The organism is Variovorax boronicumulans (assembly GCF_009811375.1).
GTDB lineage: Bacteria > Pseudomonadota > Gammaproteobacteria > Burkholderiales > Burkholderiaceae_C > Variovorax > Variovorax boronicumulans.
In genome coordinates this window covers 293,020-312,381 of the sequence record NZ_BKDH01000001.1, presented here as the reverse complement: position 1 = coordinate 312,381, position 19,362 = coordinate 293,020, and the positions used below count along the sequence as shown (strand labels likewise).

At 70.7% G+C, this 19,362-nt stretch carries 18 protein-coding genes; 9 read left to right on the top strand and 9 right to left on the bottom strand.

What is annotated here, in order from left to right:
- Window positions 1-20 precede the first annotated feature (20 nt).
- Together dinB and VHAB30_RS01515 are read left to right on the top strand one after the other, a co-directional pair.
- Window positions 21-1,205 (top strand): DNA polymerase IV, encoded by a 1,185-nt coding sequence (dinB, locus tag VHAB30_RS01520; protein ID WP_159273409.1) that lies wholly within the window; start codon window positions 21-23, stop codon window positions 1,203-1,205.
- A 7-nt stretch (window positions 1,206-1,212) separates the two neighbouring features.
- Window positions 1,213-1,896, top strand: coding sequence for a TIGR02117 family protein (locus tag VHAB30_RS01515; RefSeq protein ID WP_159275570.1), 684 nt, complete (start codon window positions 1,213-1,215; stop codon window positions 1,894-1,896).
- 6 nt (window positions 1,897-1,902) lie between these two features.
- On the opposite strand, the gene VHAB30_RS01510 is transcribed toward VHAB30_RS01515, so the two are convergent.
- Window positions 1,903-2,958 (bottom strand): purine-nucleoside phosphorylase, encoded by a 1,056-nt coding sequence (locus VHAB30_RS01510; RefSeq protein ID WP_159275569.1) that lies wholly within the window; start codon window positions 2,956-2,958, stop codon window positions 1,903-1,905.
- A gap of 102 nt (window positions 2,959-3,060) precedes the next feature.
- Between VHAB30_RS01510 and VHAB30_RS01505 the strand changes: the two genes are divergently transcribed.
- Window positions 3,061-4,218 (top strand): DNA topoisomerase IB, encoded by a 1,158-nt coding sequence (locus VHAB30_RS01505; protein WP_159275568.1) that lies wholly within the window; start codon window positions 3,061-3,063, stop codon window positions 4,216-4,218.
- Here the strand turns inward: VHAB30_RS01505 and VHAB30_RS01500 are convergent.
- Both VHAB30_RS01500 and VHAB30_RS01495 read right to left on the bottom strand, forming a co-directional pair.
- Window positions 4,164-4,844, bottom strand: coding sequence for a hypothetical protein (locus VHAB30_RS01500; protein WP_159275567.1), 681 nt, complete (start codon window positions 4,842-4,844; stop codon window positions 4,164-4,166). The two genes, VHAB30_RS01505 and VHAB30_RS01500, sit on opposite strands and share 55 nt — an antisense overlap.
- Before the next feature lie 180 nt (window positions 4,845-5,024).
- Window positions 5,025-5,204 carry a DUF3606 domain-containing protein gene (locus tag VHAB30_RS01495; RefSeq protein WP_062477985.1) on the bottom strand — a complete coding sequence of 60 codons (180 nt, stop codon included), beginning with the start codon at window positions 5,202-5,204 and terminating at the stop codon, window positions 5,025-5,027.
- Between the two features lie 181 nt (window positions 5,205-5,385).
- Here VHAB30_RS01495 and VHAB30_RS01490 point away from each other — a divergent pair, with 181 nt between their 5' ends.
- Window positions 5,386-5,853 carry a nuclear transport factor 2 family protein gene (locus VHAB30_RS01490; RefSeq protein WP_159275566.1) on the top strand — a complete coding sequence of 156 codons (468 nt, stop codon included), beginning with the start codon at window positions 5,386-5,388 and terminating at the stop codon, window positions 5,851-5,853.
- Here VHAB30_RS01490 and VHAB30_RS01485 read toward each other — a convergent pair.
- From VHAB30_RS01485 to VHAB30_RS01475, 3 genes are read right to left on the bottom strand one after another with little or no spacing between them, the layout of a single operon-like run.
- Window positions 5,816-7,315: a class I adenylate-forming enzyme family protein gene (locus VHAB30_RS01485; RefSeq protein WP_159275565.1), complete on the bottom strand. Its 1,500-nt coding sequence runs from the start codon at window positions 7,313-7,315 to the stop codon at window positions 5,816-5,818. The genes VHAB30_RS01490 and VHAB30_RS01485 overlap by 38 nt on opposite strands.
- A 3-nt stretch (window positions 7,316-7,318) precedes the next feature.
- Window positions 7,319-8,308 carry a Bug family tripartite tricarboxylate transporter substrate binding protein gene (locus VHAB30_RS01480; protein WP_159275564.1) on the bottom strand — a complete coding sequence of 330 codons (990 nt, stop codon included), beginning with the start codon at window positions 8,306-8,308 and terminating at the stop codon, window positions 7,319-7,321.
- Window positions 8,309-8,352: 44 nt separating this feature from the next.
- Window positions 8,353-10,689 carry an acyl-CoA dehydrogenase gene (locus VHAB30_RS01475; protein WP_159275563.1) on the bottom strand — a complete coding sequence of 779 codons (2,337 nt, stop codon included), beginning with the start codon at window positions 10,687-10,689 and terminating at the stop codon, window positions 8,353-8,355.
- A gap of 144 nt (window positions 10,690-10,833) precedes the next feature.
- Here VHAB30_RS01475 and VHAB30_RS01470 point away from each other — a divergent pair, with 144 nt between their 5' ends.
- From VHAB30_RS01470 to VHAB30_RS01460, 3 genes are read left to right on the top strand one after another with little or no spacing between them, the layout of a single operon-like run.
- Window positions 10,834-11,616, top strand: coding sequence for a citryl-CoA lyase (locus tag VHAB30_RS01470; RefSeq protein ID WP_159275562.1), 783 nt, complete (start codon window positions 10,834-10,836; stop codon window positions 11,614-11,616).
- Window positions 11,617-11,621: 5 nt separating this feature from the next.
- Window positions 11,622-12,782, top strand: a complete 1,161-nt coding sequence (locus tag VHAB30_RS01465; protein ID WP_159275561.1) for an acyl-CoA dehydrogenase family protein — start codon at window positions 11,622-11,624, stop codon at window positions 12,780-12,782.
- A gap of 10 nt (window positions 12,783-12,792) precedes the next feature.
- The gene (locus tag VHAB30_RS01460) at window positions 12,793-14,172 is read left to right on the top strand and encodes an MmgE/PrpD family protein (RefSeq protein ID WP_159275560.1); all 1,380 of its coding nucleotides are present in this window, start codon (window positions 12,793-12,795) and stop codon (window positions 14,170-14,172) included.
- Between the two features lie 16 nt (window positions 14,173-14,188).
- Here the strand turns inward: VHAB30_RS01460 and VHAB30_RS01455 are convergent, their stop codons facing one another.
- Window positions 14,189-15,232: a GlxA family transcriptional regulator gene (locus VHAB30_RS01455; protein ID WP_159275559.1), complete on the bottom strand. Its 1,044-nt coding sequence runs from the start codon at window positions 15,230-15,232 to the stop codon at window positions 14,189-14,191.
- A gap of 128 nt (window positions 15,233-15,360) precedes the next feature.
- Between VHAB30_RS01455 and VHAB30_RS01450 the strand changes: the two genes are divergently transcribed.
- Together VHAB30_RS01450 and VHAB30_RS01445 are read left to right on the top strand one after the other, a co-directional pair.
- Window positions 15,361-16,359 carry a tripartite tricarboxylate transporter substrate binding protein gene (locus VHAB30_RS01450; RefSeq protein WP_390903969.1) on the top strand — a complete coding sequence of 333 codons (999 nt, stop codon included), beginning with the start codon at window positions 15,361-15,363 and terminating at the stop codon, window positions 16,357-16,359.
- Entirely contained in the window at window positions 16,356-17,558 is a 1,203-nt protein-coding gene (locus tag VHAB30_RS01445) for a M20 aminoacylase family protein (RefSeq protein ID WP_159275558.1), read from the top strand. Before VHAB30_RS01450 ends, VHAB30_RS01445 begins: the two co-directional genes overlap by 4 nt.
- Before the next feature lie 33 nt (window positions 17,559-17,591).
- On the opposite strand, the gene VHAB30_RS01440 is transcribed toward VHAB30_RS01445, so the two are convergent.
- Window positions 17,592-18,299, bottom strand: coding sequence for an arylmalonate decarboxylase (locus VHAB30_RS01440; RefSeq protein ID WP_159275557.1), 708 nt, complete (start codon window positions 18,297-18,299; stop codon window positions 17,592-17,594).
- Window position 18,300: 1 nt separating this feature from the next.
- Complete coding sequence (locus tag VHAB30_RS01435; RefSeq protein ID WP_159273126.1) at window positions 18,301-19,308, bottom strand: Bug family tripartite tricarboxylate transporter substrate binding protein; 1,008 nt, start codon at window positions 19,306-19,308, stop codon at window positions 18,301-18,303.
- Window positions 19,309-19,362 lie beyond the last annotated feature (54 nt).

Sequence of the window (19,362 nt, the reverse complement as noted above, 5' to 3'; positions counted from 1 at the left end):
GCCGCATTGCCCACCTCGACATGGACGCGTTCTACGCGTCCGTCGAGTTGCTGCGCTACCCGCAGCTCAAGGGGCTGCCGGTGGTCATCGGCGGGGGACGGCGCCGCGTCGACGAGGCGATCCGCGAACTGCCCGAGGGCGCCACGCTGGCCGACATTCCGATCGAGGCCTTTCCGCGCCTGAAGGACTACACGGGGCGCGGCGTGATCACCACCGCCACCTACCCCGCGCGTCAGTTCGGCATCGGCTCGGCCATGGGGCTCATGAAGGCCGCCAAGCTGTGCCCGCAGGCGCTGATCCTGCCGGTCGATTTCGACGAGTACCGGCGCTTCTCGCGCACCTTCAAGCAGGTGATCCTGGACATCGCGCCGCTCATGGAAGACCGCGGCGTGGACGAGGTGTACATCGACTTCACCGACGTGCCCGGCGGCCAGCGCGACGGCGGGCGCTCGCTGGCGCGGCTGATCCAGAAGTCGATCTTCGACGCCACGGGCCTCACCTGCTCGATCGGCGTGGCGCCCAACAAGCTCATCGCAAAAATGGCCAGCGAGTTCGAGAAGCCCAACGGCATCTCGGTGGTCTACGAGCACGACCTCGAAAGCCGCATCTGGCCCCTGCCCTGCCGCAAGGTGAACGGCATCGGCCCGAAGGCCGACGAGAAGCTCAAGCGCTTCGGCATCGAGACCGTGGGCCAGCTCGCGGCACGCGAGCGCGGCTGGCTCATCGACACCTTCGGCAAGGCCACCGGCGCGTGGATGCACGAGGTGGCCTGGGGCCGCGACAACCGCCCCGTCGTGACCGAGAGCGAGCCCGTGTCGATGAGCCGCGAGACCACCTTCGAGCGCGACCTGCACGCGGTGCGCGACCGCGCCGAGCTGGGCGCGATCTTCACGCACCTGTGCGAGAAGCTGGCCGAAGACCTGCAGCGCAAGGGCTACGTGGGCAAGACCATCGGCATCAAGCTGCGCTACGACGACTTCAAGATCGCCACGCGCGACCAGACCATCGACCGCTTCACCGACGACGGCAAGACCATCCGCCAGGTCGGCGGCCAGTGCCTCAAGCGCGTGCCGCTGGAGCGGCCGCTGCGCCTGCTGGGCGTGCGCGTGGGCGCGCTGGCCAAGGCCGGCAGCCCCGAGGCGCTGGCGCCCGCTGGCAACGCCCGCAGCGCGGCACCGGTGGCGACCACGGCGTCGCTCTTCTGACACCACCATGACTCGACGCTGGCTGAGACGCATCGCCCTCACCCTGCTGGGATTGCTGCTCGCCATCACGCTGTATGTGGCCGTGGCTTGCGCGCTGGTCTTCCTGCCGGCCAACGCGAAACCGCCGGCCGAGCCAGCGACCGTCGAGGCCTGGGTGCTGAGCAACGGCGTGCACACCGACCTGGTGTTTCCGGTCCGCTCGGCCACGATCGACTGGCTGCAGCTCTTTCCCTTGTCCGACTTCAAGGCGCCGCCGCCCGATGCCGAGTTCGTCGCCATCGGCTGGGGCGACCGCGAGTTCTACCTGCACACGCCGACCTGGGGCGACCTGACGGCCGCGCGCGCCTTCGGGGCGCTGTCGGGTGGCAACCGCTCGCTGCTGCACGTGACCTACCTGCAGCGCGCACAGCTGCGGCGCGGGGCCTACAAGCTGCCGCTCTCGCAGGCGCAGTACGCGCAGCTCGTGGCCCATGTGCGCGCCACGCTGCCCTCAGGCCGCGCGGTGCCGATCGCGGGCGCGCACTACGCGAACGACGATGCCTTCTACGAAGCCCGGGGCAGCTACCACCTGTTCGAGACCTGCAACACCTGGACCGGCCGGGGCCTGCGCCAGGCGGGCGTCACGGTGAGCCGCTGGACGCCCTTCGACTTCAACGTGACGTGGCACCTGCAGCCCGTGCTGCAGCCCTGACGATCTTCAGGGCTTGGGCACGCCCGCCGACCAGGTGGGCCAGTTCTTCACGATGTGGTCGACCACGCGCGTGCCCACCAGCGCGATGTTCTCCACCGTCTCGGCAAAGCCGCCCGCCGTCTCGCCCGGCGCCGGGTCCAGGTGCTGCAGCGTGCTTTCCTTCGGGTTGCCCTGGTCGAAGTTGACCGCGCCGCGCAGGCTCATCACGCGGTCGGTGCCGTGGGTGCGCTTGATCACGAGGGTGATGGCGGCGGCTTCCATCTCGGTGATCACGTAGTCGTCGGCGCCATACAGCCTGGCGATGTACTGCGCCTGCTTGGACATGCCGGGGCCGTGGAAGAAGGTGTCGCCCGTCATGTGCGTGCCGGTGCCCACGAAGGGGGCGCGGCGCGCGGCGGCGTCGGGGTAGCGCAGGCGGTACTTGCGCGCCGATTCCGCGTCCTTGAGCGGCGTGTCGGCCGACAGCTTCATGGCCCAGCCGACGAGGTCGGGGTTGAGCTTGAAGCGGCGGTACTCCTCGTAGCCCTTGCGCGGCATGAAGGTGGGTTCGCCGGGCTTGTTCTCTTCGGGGGCCCAGCGGTGGCCGAGGTCGTAGTCGACCAGCCAGGTGGCCCAGCTCACCTCGCCGATGGTGCCGCGCTGGGGCGGCGTGCCGGCCACGCCGGAGATCACGTAGTAGGCCTGCGAGAAGTCGAACTTCGGGTTCAGCAGGATGGCCTGCATCGACGACGACGAGTTGACCTTGCCCATGCCCAGCACCGCGCCGCACACGCCGTCGGCGTTGCAGTACACGGGCTGCAGCGCGCCGGGCACGGCCACGGGCGTCGCGCCCTTCCAGTAGCGCTCGTACCAGTGCTGGAACTCGCCGGCGCGGTCGCCGGTGTTCTGGCCGATCTCGAACATGGCGGCCACGAACACCTTCACCTTGACGGGGGCGGCGGCGGCAGCGCGGGTGTCGGCCGTGGGCGAAGTGGAGGCACAGGCCGTGGCGAGCAGCACGGCGCCGCACAGCGCCAGGCCGCGGCTGCCCAGAGAGAAGCGACGGGAGTTCAGGAGGGACATGGGTGGAATCCGAAGAGAAGGAAGGAAAGGAAAGCGCGCCTCGGCAACAGCGTGCGGCGTCCTACACCGCACGATTGTCGATGCTGGCACAAGCGCGATGACATGCCTTCGATGCAAACCCCATGCCGGCCCGCACCGGCTGCCACCTCAGCGCTGGCCGGCGGGCTGGTCTACGTGAACCCCGGCATGCCGGGCATCCGCCGGCTGAAGTGGGGCGACGGCTTTCGCTACCGCGACGCGCACGGCCGCTGGCTGCGCGATGCCGACGCGCTCGCGCGCATCCGCAGCCTGGCGATTCCGCCGGCCTACACCGAGGTGTGGATCTGCCCGCTGCCGCAGGGCCACCTGCAGGCCACGGGCCTGGACGCGCGCGGCCGCACGCAGTACCGCTACCACCCCGACTGGCGCGTGCTGCAGGACGGCACCAAGTTCGAGCGCCTCGCGGCCTTCGGGCGCGCCCTGCCCCGTTTGCGCGCCCGCGTGGCGCGCGACCTGCGCGCCGGCACCCGCACACCTGGGCGCGCGCAGGTGATCGCCACGCTGGTGCGCCTGCTCGACACCACGCTGCTGCGCGTGGGCAACGAGGCCTACGCCAGCAGCAACGGCTCGTTCGGCCTCACCACGCTGCGCAACCGCCACGCGGCGGTGCAGGGCTCGGCGCTGCGGCTGCGCTTTCGCGGCAAGAGCGGCGTGGCGCACGAGGCCCGCATCGACGACCCGCGCGTGGCCCGCGTGGTGCGCCAGTGCCAGCAACTGCCGGGACAGGCGCTGTTCCAGTACACGGACGAAGCGGGCGAGGTGCGCGGCGTGTCGTCCAACGACGTGAACGACTACATCGCCGACGCCACCGACACAGGCAAGGGCGACGGCGAGCGCTTCACCGCCAAGGACTTCCGCACCTGGCACGGCACGGTGCAGGCGCTGGAGCTCACGCGGCGGGCCTGTGCCTGGGAGGGCGAGCGCCGGCCCGGCGCCAGGGACATCCTCGCGGCCGTGGCGCGGCAGCTCGGCAACACGCCGGCGGTCTGCAAGAAAGCCTACGTGCACCCGGCCGTGCTGGCGCTGGGCGAGGCGCTGGCGCGCGAGGACGACACGGCGGCGACGGGCACCTTGCTGGAGAAGATCGCGGCCCGCGCCGCCACGGCCGGCCCGGCGCGCGGCCTGGTGGCGGCGGAGCGGCGATTGCTCGCCTTCCTGCGGACGCCTCAGCCCGCGGCGAGGGCGAAGCGCACGGTGTCGGCGTCGAGCAGCACGGCGTAGCCGAGGTCTTCGGCCAGGTTCTGCAGCGCCACGGTGTCGATGGCCAGGGCGCGCGGCGCGCGGTGGGCGTCGAGCACCGCGTTCGCGCCGCCGGCCTCGCGCACCCGGGCGTGCAGGCGCAGCGCGTCGGTGCCGTCGGGCTCGATGCGGATGGTGCCGGCCTCGTTCGCACCGTCGTGCAGGTAGCCCAGCGCGCCCAGGAACAGGTAGCGCAGCGCGGCGGCATTGGGCCAGCGCGGCTCATCGTCCTGCGGGGCGGCGAGCGCCTCGTCGACCTCGAGCGCCACGCCGTGCAGGTCGAAGGCCGAGCGCATCAGCGTCATGCACTGCGCCACCAGCGCACTGCGCGTGATGCCGTCGTCGGTGGTGGCCAGCTCCCAGTCGCGCAGCGAGCGGATCGCGGCCACCAGCTCGGACACCTGGCTGTCGATGAGGTTCACCCGCTCCTCGCAGGCCGCGGGGTCGACGGGGTCGGCCGCCACCTGGCGCTTGAGCATCAGCACCGCCATGCGGATCACCGAGACGGGCGCCGTCATGTCGTGCCGCAGCGCCGGCAGGGCGCGCGTGAGCAGCTCGTGGCGCACGCCGGCCGCAATCCAGCTGCGGGCGCTGGGAGACGACTTCATCGCGGCGCAGCGGCCCGCAAGGGCGCGCGGCCCGTGGGACGAGAGGCGGCAGGGAGCACGGTCAAGGCAGGATTCCTGAAGGCGGGAACAAGGCCACGAGTATCGGCCCCGCTCCGCGCCGCGGCTGTAGGAGCCTGCCTACGCGCGCCCTGCTCGCCGGGCCGCACCTGCAGCGCGCGCTCAGGGTTTGCCGAGGTAGGTGCGCACGTCCTTCACCTCGACCCCAGCGGCCGCGACGGCCGAGCGCAGCTGCGCCTCGGTCACGCCCAGCGTCTGGGTCCAGTAGCGAACCTCGTGGAGTTCGTTGACATTGATGCGGGCCGCATCCTGCGGTCCGCGCTTGCTCAGGTCATCGGCCATGGCGTGGATTCCTTGTTGAAGGCTCCCACGATGCGGCCTGCACGGCGCATCGGCTGGCGGACAGCAGCGCGGCTCCTTGCAGGATAAGTCCGAGAGCGCGTTGCAGATGTCCGGAAGCAGCGGGCCGGCGCAACGCGGCGCCCCTATCGTCGCCGCTCCTTCACTTCATCCGCCGCACCCCATGACCCCCGAGCAGAACAAGCGCGCCGTCGTCGACGCCTGGAAGGCCTTCGCCAGCCGCGACCCGCAGCGCGTGCGCGCCGCCTTCACCGACGACGCCGAATGGCTGGCGCCCAAGGACAACGCCACCGGCGTGGCCCTGGGCTTCACCGACCACATGATCGGGCCGCCGACGATCGTGCGCTTCCTGGTCGAGGAGTTTCCCAAGCTGTTCGTGGCCGACGTCGCGGTGGACTTCACCCACCTGCTCTGCGAAGGCGACACCGTGGTGCTGGAGATGCGCCTGCAGGCCACGCTCGCCAACGGCCGGCACTACGACAACGACTACTGCTTCATCCTCGAACTGCGCGAGGGCCGCATCGCCCGCATGCGCGAGTACATGGACACGCAGAAGGGGCGCCGCAGTGTCATCGGCGACCTTCCTGCGAATCTCAGGGCAGCCGGGCCCGCGCTTGCAGTTCCCGCTTGAGCAGCTTGCCGTTGGCCGTCGTCGGCATCGCGTCGATCACCTCGATGCGCGCCGGCCGCTTGTAGGGCGACAGGTGCTCGGCCAGGTGCGCGCGCAGCGCCGCCTCGTCGAGCACCGCGCCGGGGTTCAGCTCGACGAAGGCAACGATCTGCTCGTTGCCGTCGGCCTCGGGCACGCCGACCACGGCGCACAGATGCACACCGGCGAAGCGCCCGATCACCGCCTCGACCTCGGCCGGGTACACGTTGAAGCCCGAGCGGATGATCATTTCCTTCAGCCGCCCCACCACGAACAGCGCGCCGTCGGCGTCGAAGCGGCCGAGGTCGCCGGTGGCGTACCAGCCGCCCGGGCGCATCACCTGCGCGGTGGCGGCCGCGTCGCGGAAGTAGCCCAGCATCAGGCCCGGGCCGCGCAGCCAGATCTCGCCGGTGTCGCCGACGGCGGCCTCGGTGCCCTCGGACGTCACGATGCGCCCCTCGCCACCGTCGACCACGTAGCCGGCCGAGGTGTCGGCGCGTGGCGCCTCGGTACGCGTAAGAAATACTGAGCCCGCGTACTCCGACAGGCCGTAGCCGTAGTGCAGCGGCTGGCCGAACAGCCGCTCCACGCGCTGCTTGAGCGCCGGGTCGAGCGGCGCGGAGCCCGTGTACACGTAGCGCAGCTGCGGAAAGCGCGGCGCCAGCTGCTGCGCCTCGATGTGCGCCAGCAGCCGCGCGTACATGGTCGGCGGCCCGAGCAGGTTCGACACCTGCCCGTGCGCCAGCGCCTCGAGCATGTCGGCCGGCGAGAAGCTGGCGCGCAGCACCAGCGCGGCCCCGCCCGTGAGCGCGGCCATCAGCACGGTGCCGATGCCGAAGATGTGGGTCATCGGCAGGAAGGCGTAGACGCGGTCGCGCGTGTCGAGCGCACGCACCGCCGCCGACACGCGGCCGAAGTGCAGCAGCCCGCGGTGCGACACCATCACGCCCTTGGGCGTGCCCGAGGTGCCGGAGGTGAAGATGATCGCGGCGGCATCGGCCAGCGCCGGGTCGGGCTCGGGGCGGGCGTCGGCGCGCGCGGCGGTGAACATCACGCCGGGCAGCGTGGCCGGCACGGCCGACGCGCGCTGCGCGTGCGTGCGCGCCGCATCGGACGCGTCGGTGGTGAAGCAACACAGCCGCGCGTCGGCGCGCTCGGCAATCGCCGCGATCTCGCCCGGTGACATGCGCGCGTTGACGCCGCACGACCACGCGCCCACGCGGCTGCAGGCCAGCAGCAGCGCAATGTGGGCGGCGCAGTTCTCGGCCACCAGCAGCACGCGGTCGGTCGGCCGCACGCCGGCGGCGAGCAGGTCGTTCGCGGCGGTCTCGACCATGGCCTGCAACGCGCCATACGTGGTGGTGCCATCGAGTTCGTGGAGGAACACCGCGTCCGGTGTGCGGGCCGCGCGGTCTTCGAGCAGGTGATGAATGCGGGGCTGCATCGGCTATTCCGCCTCGATGCCCTTGGACGCGCTGGCCCACAGCTTGCGGTCCGACACGCCCTTGGTCGCCAGCACCTCCGGCGCGCCCGCCCAGACCTCGTAGCCCTGCTCGCGCAGGCGGTGCGCGATGTCTTCGCGCGCCAGCATCTTCTGCGCCGCGGCGTTCACGCGCGCCACCAGCGCCGAGTCCATGCGCGCCGGACCGTACAGGCCGAACCAGCCGCCCACGTCGTAGCCGGGCACGCCCGACTCGATCATGGTCGGCACGTCGGGCAGCATGCGGTTGCGCTGGCGCGAAGTGACGGCCAGCGCGCGCAACTTGCCCGACTGGATGAAGGGCCGCGAGGTGGCGATGATGTCGAACATCATTGGCACGGTGCCGGCCATCACGTCGGCCAGCGCCGGGGCGCTGCCCTTGTAGGGCACGTGCGTGAGCTGCACGCCGCTCATCTTCTCGAGCAGCGCGCCGCTCAGGTGGTTCGACGCGCCCACGCCCGCCGAGCCGTAGAACAGCTTGCCGGGCTTGGCCTTGGCATAGGCCAGCAGCTCGCCCACGTTGCGCACCGGCAGGTCGTTGTTGACCACCAGCACGTTGGTGTAGTCGACCAGCGGCGCCAGCGGCGTGAGGTCCTTCATCGGGTCGAAGGGCATGCTGCGCTGCACGTTCGGGTTGATGGTGATGGTCGGGCTCGCGCCGAAGAACAGCATCGCGCCGTCGGGCGGCGCCTTGGCCACGGCGTTGCCGCCGAGCGAGCCGGCGGCGCCGGGCCGGTTGTCGACGATCACCTGCGTGCCCAGCTCCTGGCCCAGCGCGGGCGCGAGCAGGCGCGCGGCGCCGTCCACCGGCCCGCCGGCCGAATAGCCGACCACCAGCTTGATGAGCGGCGGCAGCGGCTGCTGCGCGAAAACGCGCGAAGGCAGTGCGGCCAGCGCCGCGCTGCCCGCCAGCGCGGCCATGAGCTGGCGGCGCGAAAGAAAGTCGAGGGATTGCATGAGCGTTGTCTCCAGTTGTGTATGTCTTTGGCGGCTCACATCGCTCAGGCCGGCAGGTCGAGCACCTGTCGCGCGAGGATGTTGCGCTGGATCTCGTTCGTGCCGCCGTAGATCATGGCGGCGGTGGAGCCGATGAGCGGCGAGAGCACGTTGAAGCTCTGGCCGTCGAGCACCTGGTCGCCCGCGACCGCGCCCTGCTCTTCGCCGGCCTCGACCAGCAGCGCGCCGATGCGGTGGTAGGTCTCGCTGGCCCAGATCTTCAGCAGCGACACCGACGCCGGCAGCGGCTTGCCCGCGCGCACGATGTCGGCAAAGCCCGTGTAGGCGGCCGACAGGTCGAGCACGTCGAGCCGCAGCGCCGCGAAGCGCTGTGCGAACACCGGGTCGGCAAACAGCCGCCGTGCCTGCCCGAGCCGTGCGAGTTGGCCCAGCGCGTACTGCGACTGCTTGGGGCTGCCCAGGAAGATGCGCTCGAAGCCCAGCAGCGCCTTCGCGATGGTCCAGCCGCCGTGCAGCCGACCCACGAGCTGGTCGGCCGGCACGCGCACGTTGTCGAAGAACACCTCGCAGAACTCGGGCTCGCCCGCCAGCGTGTGGATCGGCCGCACCGTGACGCCCGGCGTGCGCAGGTCGCACAGCAGGAAGCTGATGCCCTCCTGCTTGCGCGCGCCCTTGTCGGTGCGCACGAGCATGAAGATGTGGTTGGCATCCTGCGCGAGCGTGGTCCAGATCTTCTGGCCGTTGACGACGAAGTGATCGCCCTGCGCGTCGCGCCCCGCCACCGCCTCGGTGCGCAGGCCGGCCAGGTCGGAGCCGGCATTGGGCTCCGAATAGCCCTGGCACCACACGTGCTCGCCGCTGAGGATGCGCGGCAGAAAGCGCTGCTGCTGTTCGGGCGTGCCGTGCTGGATCAGCAGCGGGCCGATCATCACGATGCCCTGGTCGGGTGCGCGCGCCACGCCATGCTGCTCCAGCTCCTCGATCCAGGCAATGAGCTTGTCCGCCGGCAGGCCCATGCCGCCGTGCGACTGCGGCCAGGCCGGCGCGATCCAGCCCTGCGCCGAGAGCGTGAGGTACCACTCGCGCACCTCGCTCCAGCGCGCGCGGTGCGACAGGTAGCGCAGCTGCGCCGGATAGCGCTGCTGCAGGAAGCCGCGCACCATGCGGCGGAACTCGGCCTCGGGCATGGCGGACCAGTCGGTGGTGCGTGCCAGGAACTCGCCATGCCAGGCGGTCGTGCCACCGGCCGCCGCTTCGGCCTCGCCGGTCAGCGCGGCATGCCGGCGCTGGTGCGCCGTGGCATTGCCCAGCCACGCCGACAGGCACAGCACGCGCTTGTAGAACAGGCTCAGGTCGCACTCCTGCGTGTAGCCGATGGCCCCGTGCAGCTGCACCGCCGCGCGCGACGCCTGCAGCGCGGCAGCGGTGCACCGCGCGTTGACGCGGCTGGCCTCGGCTTCGAGCCGGTCAGAAGGCAAGGTGCCGTCGCTTGCCAGCGCGAGCACCTCGTTGAGCGTGGCCTGCGCCACCTCGAGGTGGATGAACATGTCGACGCTGCGGTGCTGCAGCGCCTGGAAGCTGCCGATGGGCTTGCCGAACTGCGCGCGCGTGCGCAGGTAAGCCAGCGTCTGCGCCAGCATCGCCTGCCCTGCGCCGAGCAGCTCGGCCGCCTGCAGGATCTGCCCGGCCGCAAGCGCCTGGCGCAGCGCCTCCTGCGCGGCCGGTCCGCTGGCCAACACGGCGTCGGCCGGCAGCACGACCTCTTCGAAGCGCAGGTTGGCTGCCTGGCTGCCGTCGACCAGCGGCACGATCGTCTCGCTCACGCCGGCTGTGCCGCGCGGCACCCACAGCAGCACGGCATCGTCCTCGCCGCGCGCCGACACCAGCCAGCCGCTGGCGGCGGTGCCGGGCAGCACCATGAGCTTGTCGCCCTGCAGCAGCACGCCGCCCCCATGACCCGCGCGCGCCTCGCAGCCGCAGGCCAACGGCACGGCGCTGAGGTCGCCCGCGCTTTCCTGCCAGGCCAGCGCGGGCAGGCTACGGCCCGCCACCAGCTCGGCCAGCAGGGCACGCGCCGCCGGCGTGTCGAGCCGAGCCAGCAGCAGCGCGCTCAGGCCCGCCACGGCCAGCAGTGGCTCGGGCGCCGCGTGCTCGCCGGCCGCGCGCAGAATTTCTGCGGCGCCGTCGAGCCCCAGCGCCAGGCCGCCGGCCGCTTCGGGCGCCAGCATGCCGGGCCAGCCGAGCGCGGCGATCTCGCCCCAGCCGTTGGCCTCGTCGGCCTGCGGGTGTTCGGTGCGGGCGCGGCGTCGCGCGGTGGCGCCGCTGCGGGTGAAGTAGTCGAGCGCCGCTTCGCGCACGGCCAGGAGTGAGTCGGAATCCATCGCGCTGTCTGCCTTTTCTTTTCCGTTGCAATGACGAGTCGCAGCGTGCCCGAAGACCTCGCCGGCGGGCATTCGCGATTGCGGAAGGGAGGGTTTCGCAATCACTGAGCGCCTGCGGGCGCGCGCGGGGATAGATTTGCGGCCATGACAAAGATCAAGAAATCCCTGCACACCGACCTCGGCCACAGCACGCCCGACAAGATCACCGTGCGCGGGCGCGACCTGCCCTCGGAAATCCTCGGCCACCTCAACCTGGGCGACATGGCCTTCCTGGAGCTGACGGGCCGCATCCCGACGCCGCAGGAGTCCGTGACCTTCAACGCCATCGTCGTCACGCTGGTGGAGCACGGCGTGACGCCCAGCGCGCTGGCCGCGCGGCTCACCTATGCCGGCGCGCCCGAGGCCTTGCAGGCCGCCGTGGCCGCCGGCCTGTGCGGGCTGGGCACCGTGTTCGTGGGCAGCACCGAAGGCGCCGCGAAGATGCTGTACGAGGCCATTCCCTTCGGCGAGAAGCCCACCCGCCCGCTGGCCGACATGGCGAAGGACATCGTGGCCGACCACCGCGCACGCAAGATCATCGTGCCGGGCCTGGGCCATCCGCTGCACAAGCCGATCGATCCGCGCACGCCGCGCCTGTTCCAGATCGCGGCCGAGAACGGGCTCTCCAGCCACTACGTCGCACTGATGCAGGCCGTGCAGGAAGAGGCCGAGCGCGTGTCGGGCAAGTCGCTGCCGATCAACGCCACGGGCGCCATCGGCGCCATTGCGGCCGAGTTCGGCTTTCCGTGGAAGATCATTCGCGGCTTCGGCGTGATGGCGCGCGCCATCGGCCTCGTGGGCCACATCCTCGAGGAGATCGACGACCCGATGGCCATCGAGATCTGGCAACGCGTCGAAAAGGAAGCGGGCGGCCCCCGCCAGGACTGAACACGATGATCGCTACCGACAACCGTTTCCCCGACATCCGCGACGCCGTGCGCGACCTGTGCGCGCAGTTTCCCAACGAGTACTTCCGCAAGGTCGACGAGGCGCGCGGCTACCCCGCCGAGTTCGTCGACGCGCTCACCCAGGCCGGCTGGATGGCCGCGCTGATCCCGCAGGAGTACGGCGGCTCGGGCCTGGGCCTGACCGAAGCCTCGGTGATCATGGAAGAGATCAACCGCTGCGGCGGCAACTCGGGCGCCTGCCACGGCCAGATGTACAACATGGGCACGCTGCTGCGCCACGGCAGCGAGGCGCAAAAGCGCCAGTACCTGCCCAAGATCGCCAGCGGCGAGCTGCGCCTGCAGTCGATGGGCGTGACCGAGCCGACCACCGGCACCGACACCACGAAGATCAAGACCACCGCCGTGAAGAAGGGCGACCGCTATGTCATCAACGGGCAGAAGGTGTGGATCTCGCGCATCCAGCATTCGGACCTGATGATCCTGCTGGCGCGCACCACGCCGCTGGCCGATGTGAAGAAGAAGTCGGAAGGCATGTCGATCTTCATCGTCGACCTGCGCGAATCCATCGGCAAAGGCATGACGGTGCGCCCCATCCTCAACATGGTGAACCACGAGACCAACGAGCTGTTCTTCGAGAACCTCGAGATCCCGGCCGAAAACCTGATCGGCGAGGAAGGCCAGGGCTTCAAGTACATCCTCGATGGCCTCAATGCCGAGCGCACGCTGATCGCGGCCGAGTGCATCGGCGACGGCTACTGGTTCATCGACAAGGTGACGGCCTACACCAAGGACCGCGTGGTGTTCGGCCGCCCCATCGGGCAGAACCAGGGCGTGCAGTTCCCGATTGCCGAAGCCTTCATCGAGACCGAGGCCGCGAACCTGATGCGCTACGAAGCCTGCCGCCTGTTCGATGCGCGCCAGCCCTGCGGCGCGCAGGCCAACATGGCGAAGTACCTCGCGGCCAAGGCGAGCTGGGAGGCGGCCAACGCCTGCCTGCAGTTCCACGGCGGCTTCGGCTTTGCCTGCGAATACGACATCGAACGCAAGTTCCGCGAGACGCGGCTGTACCAGGTGGCGCCGATCTCGACCAACCTCATCCTGAGCTACGTCGCCGAACACATGCTCGGCCTGCCCCGCTCGTTCTGAAGGACTGCACATGAACGCCATCGACCACCCCAGCAAGGTGCTCGCGACCTTCGCGGCCGAGCTGAAGTTCGCCGACATTCCCGCGCCCGTGCTGCGCCGCACCGAGGACCTGATGCTCGACTGGCTCGGCTCGGTGCTCGCGGCCCGCACGGCGCGGCCGATACGCAGCATCGAGCGCTTCGCGCAGATGATGGGCCCCGCTGAAGGCCCGAGCGAAATCCTCACCTCGCGGCGCACCAGCTCCCCGCTGTTCGCGGCGATGGTCAACGCGGCGGCCTCGCACTACGTGGAGCAGGACGACGTGCACAACGGCTCGGTGTTCCACCCGGCCGCCGTGGTCATCGCACCCGCACTCGCAGTGGCGCAAAGCCTCGGTGCCAGCGGCGCGCAGCTGCTGACGGCCGTGGTCGCGGGCTACGAGGTGGGCATCCGCGTCGGCGAGTTCCTCGGCCGCTCGCACTACCGCACCTTCCACACCACGGCGACGGCGGGCACGCTCGCGGCAGCCGCGGCGGTGGGCCGCCTGCTCGAGTTGTCGTCGCAGCAGATGCTGCATGCCTTCGGCTCGGCCGGCACGCAGTCGGCCGGTGTGTGGGAGTTCCTGCGCGACGCGGCCGACTCGAAGCAGCTGCACTGCGCGCACGCGGCGGCGAGCGGGCTGATGTCGGCCTACCTCGCGCAGGAAGGCTTCACGGGCGCGGCGAAGATCCTCGAAGGTGCGCAGGGGCTGGGCGTGGGCATGTCGAGCGACGCCGATCCGGCGAAGCTCACCGACGGCCTGGGCACGCGCTGGACGCTGGCCGAGACCTCGTTCAAGTACCACGCCTCCTGCCGCCACACGCACCCGGCCGCCGACGCGCTGCTGCAGGTGATGGAACAGAACAAGCTCAAGCCGGCGGACGTGTCCCAGGTCACGACGCATGTGCACCAGGGCGCCATCGACGTGCTGGGCCGCGTGACGGTGCCGGCCACGGTGCACCAGGGCAAGTTCTCCATGGGCACGGTGCTGGGCCTCATCGCCGTGCACGGCCGCGCGGGCCTGGGCGAGTTCGACCGCGACTTTCTCTCGCCCGAGGTCTCGGCCTTCCGCGAGAAGGTGACGATGGCGCTCGACGACGAGGTCGACACCGCCTACCCCGCGCGCTGGATCGGCAAGGTCAGCGTGCACACGGCCGACGGCCGCACGCTGGCCGGCCGTGTCGACGAGCCCAAGGGCGACCCCGGCAACAGCCTGAGCCGCGCCGAGATCGAGGACAAGATGCAGCGCCTGGCGCACTACGGCGAAGGCGCGACAGCCGACGAAGCGAAGGCACTGTGCGAGCGCGTCTGGCAGCTGGCCGGCACGGCCCGCGTGGGGCGCTGGCTGCAGGCGACCTCCTCCGCCGCCTGAACCACGGCGCGCCCGCTCACGCTTCGAGCAGCGAGGTCTCCTGCAGGCGCCAACGCGCGCGCGGGCCGCGAAAGGTGTAGCGGTCGCGGTAGCGCTGTGGGCTGGTGCCGGTGGCGCGCGCGAACATGCGGCAGAACGCGCTGGTGTCGCCGTAGCCGCAATCGCGCGCGATCTCGTCCACCGAACGGAAGGTGCCTTCGAGCCACATCTGCGCGCGCTGCACGCGCAGCCCCTGCAGGTACTTCAGGGGCGTCATGCCCGAATGCTGGTGGAACAGGCGGGTCAACGTGCGCTCGCTCACCGACGCTGCCGCCGCGGCCTCGGCCAGCCGCAGGGGTTGAGCTGCATGGGCCTGCATCCACGCCTGGGCCAGGTACAGCGGTGTGTCGCGCGCCTGGCCCATCACCTGCGTCCCCGTCATCGCGGCCGACAGGGCCTGCCGCTCGGTGTTGAGCAACAGCTTCTCGGCACCCGCGTGCGCCAGGTCGGCCAGGCCCGCGTAGCGCGCCAGGTGCAGCACCAGCGCATGCAGCAGCGACGGCGCCACCGCGCAGACGCAGCCGCGCTCCGCCACGATCGGCTCCCTGGCTTCCATGCGCACCCCGGGAAAGTACTTCTCGAAACCCGACTGGTAGAGCCAGGGGATCGGCGCGCTCAGGATGCAGTCCGCCTGCGCCAGCAGCCAGATGCCCGTGCCGCAGGCACCGATCAGGCTGCCCGCCTCGAAGCGCCGGCGCACCAGCTCGACGCTGGCGGCATTGCGCCGCACCAGCTTCTGCAGCGCCGGGATGGACTGCATCACCAGCGGCGCCACCAGCAGCACGCGCGGCCCCGGCTGCGGACGGCGCGCATGGCGGCGCTCGTCTTCGTCGATGCAGGTCTGCGCATGCCAGCGGTGCGCGCGGCCGTCGGCACCGAGCAGACGCCAGCTCGCGGCCGGCAAGGCGTCGCGCGGCGCACGCACGCGCGCCAGGGCATTGAGCTCGCGCAGCACGTCGACGGCGGACCACAGCGCACCGGGTGCGCCGCCTTCTGGAAGCAACAGATCGAAGTGAACCACCGGCGGGACTCCTGGCTGAAACAGCACATCGATTGGCTGGATCAAACATTGTGGCAGGCCACGGGCAAACCTACGATCCGCCGACCGTTCGATCCTTCCTGTCCCGTCCTGTCCCGTCCTGTCATGAGGTGTCTGCCTTGATCCGCTTCTGCCTGAAAGCCTCGCTGCTCGCCCTGTGCAGCGCCACCACCCTGCTGGCGGCCCCTGCCGCCGGCGCGGCCTGCGTGTCCAGACCCGTCACGCTGATGGTGCCCTACCCGGCCGGCGGCCTGTCCGACGTGATCGCGCGGTCCATCCACCTGTCGCTGTCGAAGCAGCTGGGCCAGCCGGTGCTGGTCGAGAACCTCGGCGGCGCCGGCGGTGCGATCGCGGCGCAGAAGGTGCTGGCGGCACCGGCCGACGGGCACATGGTGTTCCTGGGGTCGCCCAATGAAGTGATCCTCACGCCGCTCGCCAATGCCGCCGTGAAGCTGCGCCACGACCAGTTCCGCCTGCTCGGCCCCGTGACGTTCAACCCGATGGTGCTGCTGGCGCGCAAGGACCTGCCGGCGCAGTCCATCGACGAGCTGATCACCCTCGCCCGCACGCCCGGCGGCAAGCCGCTGAGTTACGGCAGCGTGGGATACGGCTCGCTGTACCACTTCGCGGGCGAAGACCTGTCGACGCGCGTGGGCGCCGCCATGCTGCACGTTCCCTACAAGGGCGGCGCGCCGCTGCTGCAGGACATGGGCGCGGGCCTCGTGGACTTCACGATGATGCCGTGGGCCACGATGTACCGCGGGCTGGCCGACCAGGGACGCCTGAAGATCCTCGGCTGGGTCGGGCCGCGCCGCGAGAAGTTCGCCCCCGAAGCCCCGGCCTTTGCCGAAGGCAGGCTGCTCAAGGACTTCGAGTACAGCACCTGGGCCGGCCTGATGGTGCGCAAGGAAACGCCGGACGCCACGGCCGCCTGCCTGCACCAGGCGCTCACGACCACGCTGGAACAGCCCGAGGTGCAACAGGCGATCCTGTCGACCGGCTCCATGCCGGCCGCTGCGCGCACGCTCGACGAATCGGCCAAGCAGTTCGCGGCCGAGGCCGCGCGCTTCCAGGCCCTGGCCAAACGCATCAACCTGCAACCCCAATGACCGACACGCCACACGACACCCGCGCGGTGCGCGACTGGGCCGAGGCGCACGCCGGCGCCTACACCGCCGTGCGCCGCCAGATCCATCGCCACCCCGAACTGGGCTTCGAGGAGTTCCAGACCAGCGCGCTGGTCGCCGACCGGCTCGAAGCCTGGGGCTACCAGGTGGACCGCGGCATCGGCGGCACCGGCTTCGTCGCCCAGCTGAAGCTGGGCGACAGCCCGCGCCGCCTGGGCATCCGCGCGGAGATGGATGCGCTGCCGATGACCGAGCTCGCGCAGATTCCGCACGCCAGCCAGCGGCCCGGCGTGATGCACGCCTGCGGGCACGACGGCCACACCACGATGCTGTTGTTCGCGGCGCAGTACATCGCCGAGCAGCGGCGCTTCGACGGCACGCTGAACCTGATCTTCCAGCCGGCCGAGGAAGGCCTGAACGGTGCCTCGCGCATGATGAAGGAGGGCCTGTTCACGCGCTATCCCTGTGACGCGGTGTTCGCCATGCACAACATGCCCGGCCTGCCGGCAGGGCAGCTGTTGTTCCGCGAGGGCGCGCAGATGGCCTCGGGCGACACGGTGGTCATCACGCTCACCGGCCGCGGCGGCCACGGCGCCATGCCGCATCTGGCGACCGACCCCACAGTCGCCGCCGCCAGCATCGTGATGGCGCTGCAGACGGTGGTGTCACGCAACACCGACCCGCTGCATGCGGTGGTGGTCACGGTGGGCGTGCTGCAGGCGGGCACGGCCAGCAACGTGATTCCGGAGACGGCGCTGCTGAAGCTCACGGTGCGCGCGCTGGACCGCGACGCGCGCGACCTGGCCGAAGCCCGCATCCGCGCACTGGTGCATGCCCAGGCCCAGAGCTTCGGGCTGGAGGCCGAGGTGGACTACCAGCGCGGCTACCCGGTGCTGGTCAACACGCCGTCAGAGACCGCGTTCGCGCGCACGGTGGCACGCAACCTCGTGGGCCCGCAGGGCATGGTCGAGACCGGGCCGCCCGTGATGGCCAGTGAAGATTTCGCCTTCATGCTCGAAGAGGTGCCGGGTTGCTATTTCTTCATCGGCAACGGCACGCACATCCGCGAAGGCGGCTGCAGCGTGCACAACCCTCACTACGACTTCAACGACCATCTGCTGCCGGTCGGTGCCGCCTACTGGGCGAGCCTGGTGGAGCAGTACCTGCCGAAGGCCGGCTGACCGGGCCTTCGCGCACGTAGGGACAGGCGGGGTTCAGCCGAACAGCCGGCCCTGCCCCGGCGAGCGCGCATCGAGCCCCGCGGTGCGCACGAGGTCCCAGAAGCCCGCGGGCGAGCTGGACACCACGGGCACCCGCAGGCGCGCCTCGACCTCGCGCACGGCATCGAGCGTGACGAGGCCGCCGCACGAGATCAGGAGGCCGTCGGCGCCGGGCTGGTCGTCGAACACCTTCAGGCACAGATCGACCAGCACCTCGGTCGACACCTGGCCCACGGCCTGCACGTCGGAGATGGCCAGGCCTTCGAGCGCGAGCGGTTCGAAGTCGCTCTGCTCGAGGTAGGTGCGCAGTTGCGTGTTGACCTCGTCGATGTAGGCGGTGGCGACGGCCACGCGCCGCACTTTCAGGTGACGCAGGCCCGCAAGGATGGCGTCGCTCATCGTCGTACAGGGCAGGCCCGTGGCCTGTTCCATCTCGCGCTTCAGCTGGCGGGTGAAGGCAACACCGCGAAAGAAGCTCAGCGAGGTGCCCATGAGGGAGACGGCGCTTGCGCCTTCCGCCTTGAGTTCCAGCGCCTTGCCGATGACCGAGTCGATCACTTCGGTGTAGCCGCGGGTGGAGATTTCGCCGAGGCCCAGGCCTTTGGCGCTGAAGCGGATGCGGTCGCCGTAGAGCAGCGGTCCGTCCACCGGCACGGCGCCGGCTGCGGGAGGAACGATGAGGCCGAGATGGGGCTGTGTCACCTCAGTTCCCCTCCGCCACGATGCGCTGGTCCGTGATGATGCGTTTCCATCGCGTCGTTTCTTCCGCCATGTCCTTGCCCAGCTGGGCCGGCGTGGCATAGGCGCGCAGCGTGCCTTGCGCGGCGGCAGCCGTGCCCGTCTCGGGCATGTCGAGCACGGTCTTCACGGCGGCCGAGAGCTTGTCGACCACGTCGTTGGGCGTGCCCGCCGGTGCGAGCAGGAAGATGCGCGGCGCGACGTCGAAGCCTGGCAAAGCCTCGGCCAGCGGCGCCACGCCTTCGGCACCTTCGAGCTTGGCGTTGTTCAGCAGCGCCAGCGCGCGCAGCTTGCCGGCCTTCGACTGCGCCATCGCAGCCGTGGCACTCACCACGCCCAGCGGCACCTGGCCGCCGACCACGTCGGGCACGATCTGCGCCGCGCCGCGGTACGGCACATGCACCACGAACGCGCCGGTGGATTGCTTGAGCATCTCGAAGCCCAGGTGCTGCACGGTGCCGACACCCGACGATGCGTAGGAGTAGCGGCCCGGGTGCGCCTTGAGTTCCTTGACGAGTTCGGCGGGCGTCTTCGCGGGAAAGTCGTTGCCCGCGACGATCATCAGCGGCGACACGAAGGCACCGGCCACGGGCTTGAAGCTGGTCAGCGGATCGATCGCGATCTTCGGCTGCAGCAGCTTGGCGATGAGCAAAGCGCTGTCGCCCATCATCAGCGTGTAGCCGTCGGGCGGCGCCTTGGCGACGAGGTCGGCCGCGATGAGGCCTGTGGCGCCGGTGCGGTTTTCGACCAGCACCTGCTGGCCCAGCACGGCGGGCAAGCGCGCACTGAGCATGCGCGCGACCGCATCGACGCCGCCACCGGCCGAGTAGCCGACGACGATGCGGATGGGCTTGTCGGGAAACTTCTGCGCCCACGCGGCGGGTGCGGCGGCCAGCAGGCCGGCCAGGGCCAGGGCGGCCTGCAGGGCATGCCGGCGCGAGGGCCGCATGGCGTCTGTTCTTCTGTCGTTCATCTTGTCTCCGTGGTGGTCGGGATGCGCCGGCCGTCTGCGCGGCCTGGTCGTGGT

Bases quoted from the DNA above. Each gene is read 5' to 3' on its own strand.
- dinB (WP_159273409.1), top strand. From the start codon at position 21: ATGGACGCGTTCTACGCGTCCGTCGAGTTGCTGCGCTACCCGCAGCTC.
- VHAB30_RS01515 (WP_159275570.1), top strand. From the start codon at position 1,213: ATGACTCGACGCTGGCTGAGACGCATCGCCCTCACCCTGCTGGGATTG.
- VHAB30_RS01510 (WP_159275569.1), bottom strand. From the start codon at position 2,958: ATGTCCCTCCTGAACTCCCGTCGCTTCTCTCTGGGCAGCCGCGGCCTG.
- VHAB30_RS01505 (WP_159275568.1), top strand. From the start codon at position 3,061: ATGCCTTCGATGCAAACCCCATGCCGGCCCGCACCGGCTGCCACCTCA.
- VHAB30_RS01500 (WP_159275567.1), bottom strand. From the start codon at position 4,844: ATGAAGTCGTCTCCCAGCGCCCGCAGCTGGATTGCGGCCGGCGTGCGC.
- VHAB30_RS01495 (WP_062477985.1), bottom strand. From the start codon at position 5,204: ATGGCCGATGACCTGAGCAAGCGCGGACCGCAGGATGCGGCCCGCATC.
- VHAB30_RS01490 (WP_159275566.1), top strand. From the start codon at position 5,386: ATGACCCCCGAGCAGAACAAGCGCGCCGTCGTCGACGCCTGGAAGGCC.
- VHAB30_RS01485 (WP_159275565.1), bottom strand. From the start codon at position 7,315: ATGCAGCCCCGCATTCATCACCTGCTCGAAGACCGCGCGGCCCGCACA.
- VHAB30_RS01480 (WP_159275564.1), bottom strand. From the start codon at position 8,308: ATGCAATCCCTCGACTTTCTTTCGCGCCGCCAGCTCATGGCCGCGCTG.
- VHAB30_RS01475 (WP_159275563.1), bottom strand. From the start codon at position 10,689: ATGGATTCCGACTCACTCCTGGCCGTGCGCGAAGCGGCGCTCGACTAC.
- VHAB30_RS01470 (WP_159275562.1), top strand. From the start codon at position 10,834: ATGACAAAGATCAAGAAATCCCTGCACACCGACCTCGGCCACAGCACG.
- VHAB30_RS01465 (WP_159275561.1), top strand. From the start codon at position 11,622: ATGATCGCTACCGACAACCGTTTCCCCGACATCCGCGACGCCGTGCGC.
- VHAB30_RS01460 (WP_159275560.1), top strand. From the start codon at position 12,793: ATGAACGCCATCGACCACCCCAGCAAGGTGCTCGCGACCTTCGCGGCC.
- VHAB30_RS01445 (WP_159275558.1), top strand. From the start codon at position 16,356: ATGACCGACACGCCACACGACACCCGCGCGGTGCGCGACTGGGCCGAG.
- VHAB30_RS01435 (WP_159273126.1), bottom strand. From the start codon at position 19,308: ATGAACGACAGAAGAACAGACGCCATGCGGCCCTCGCGCCGGCATGCC.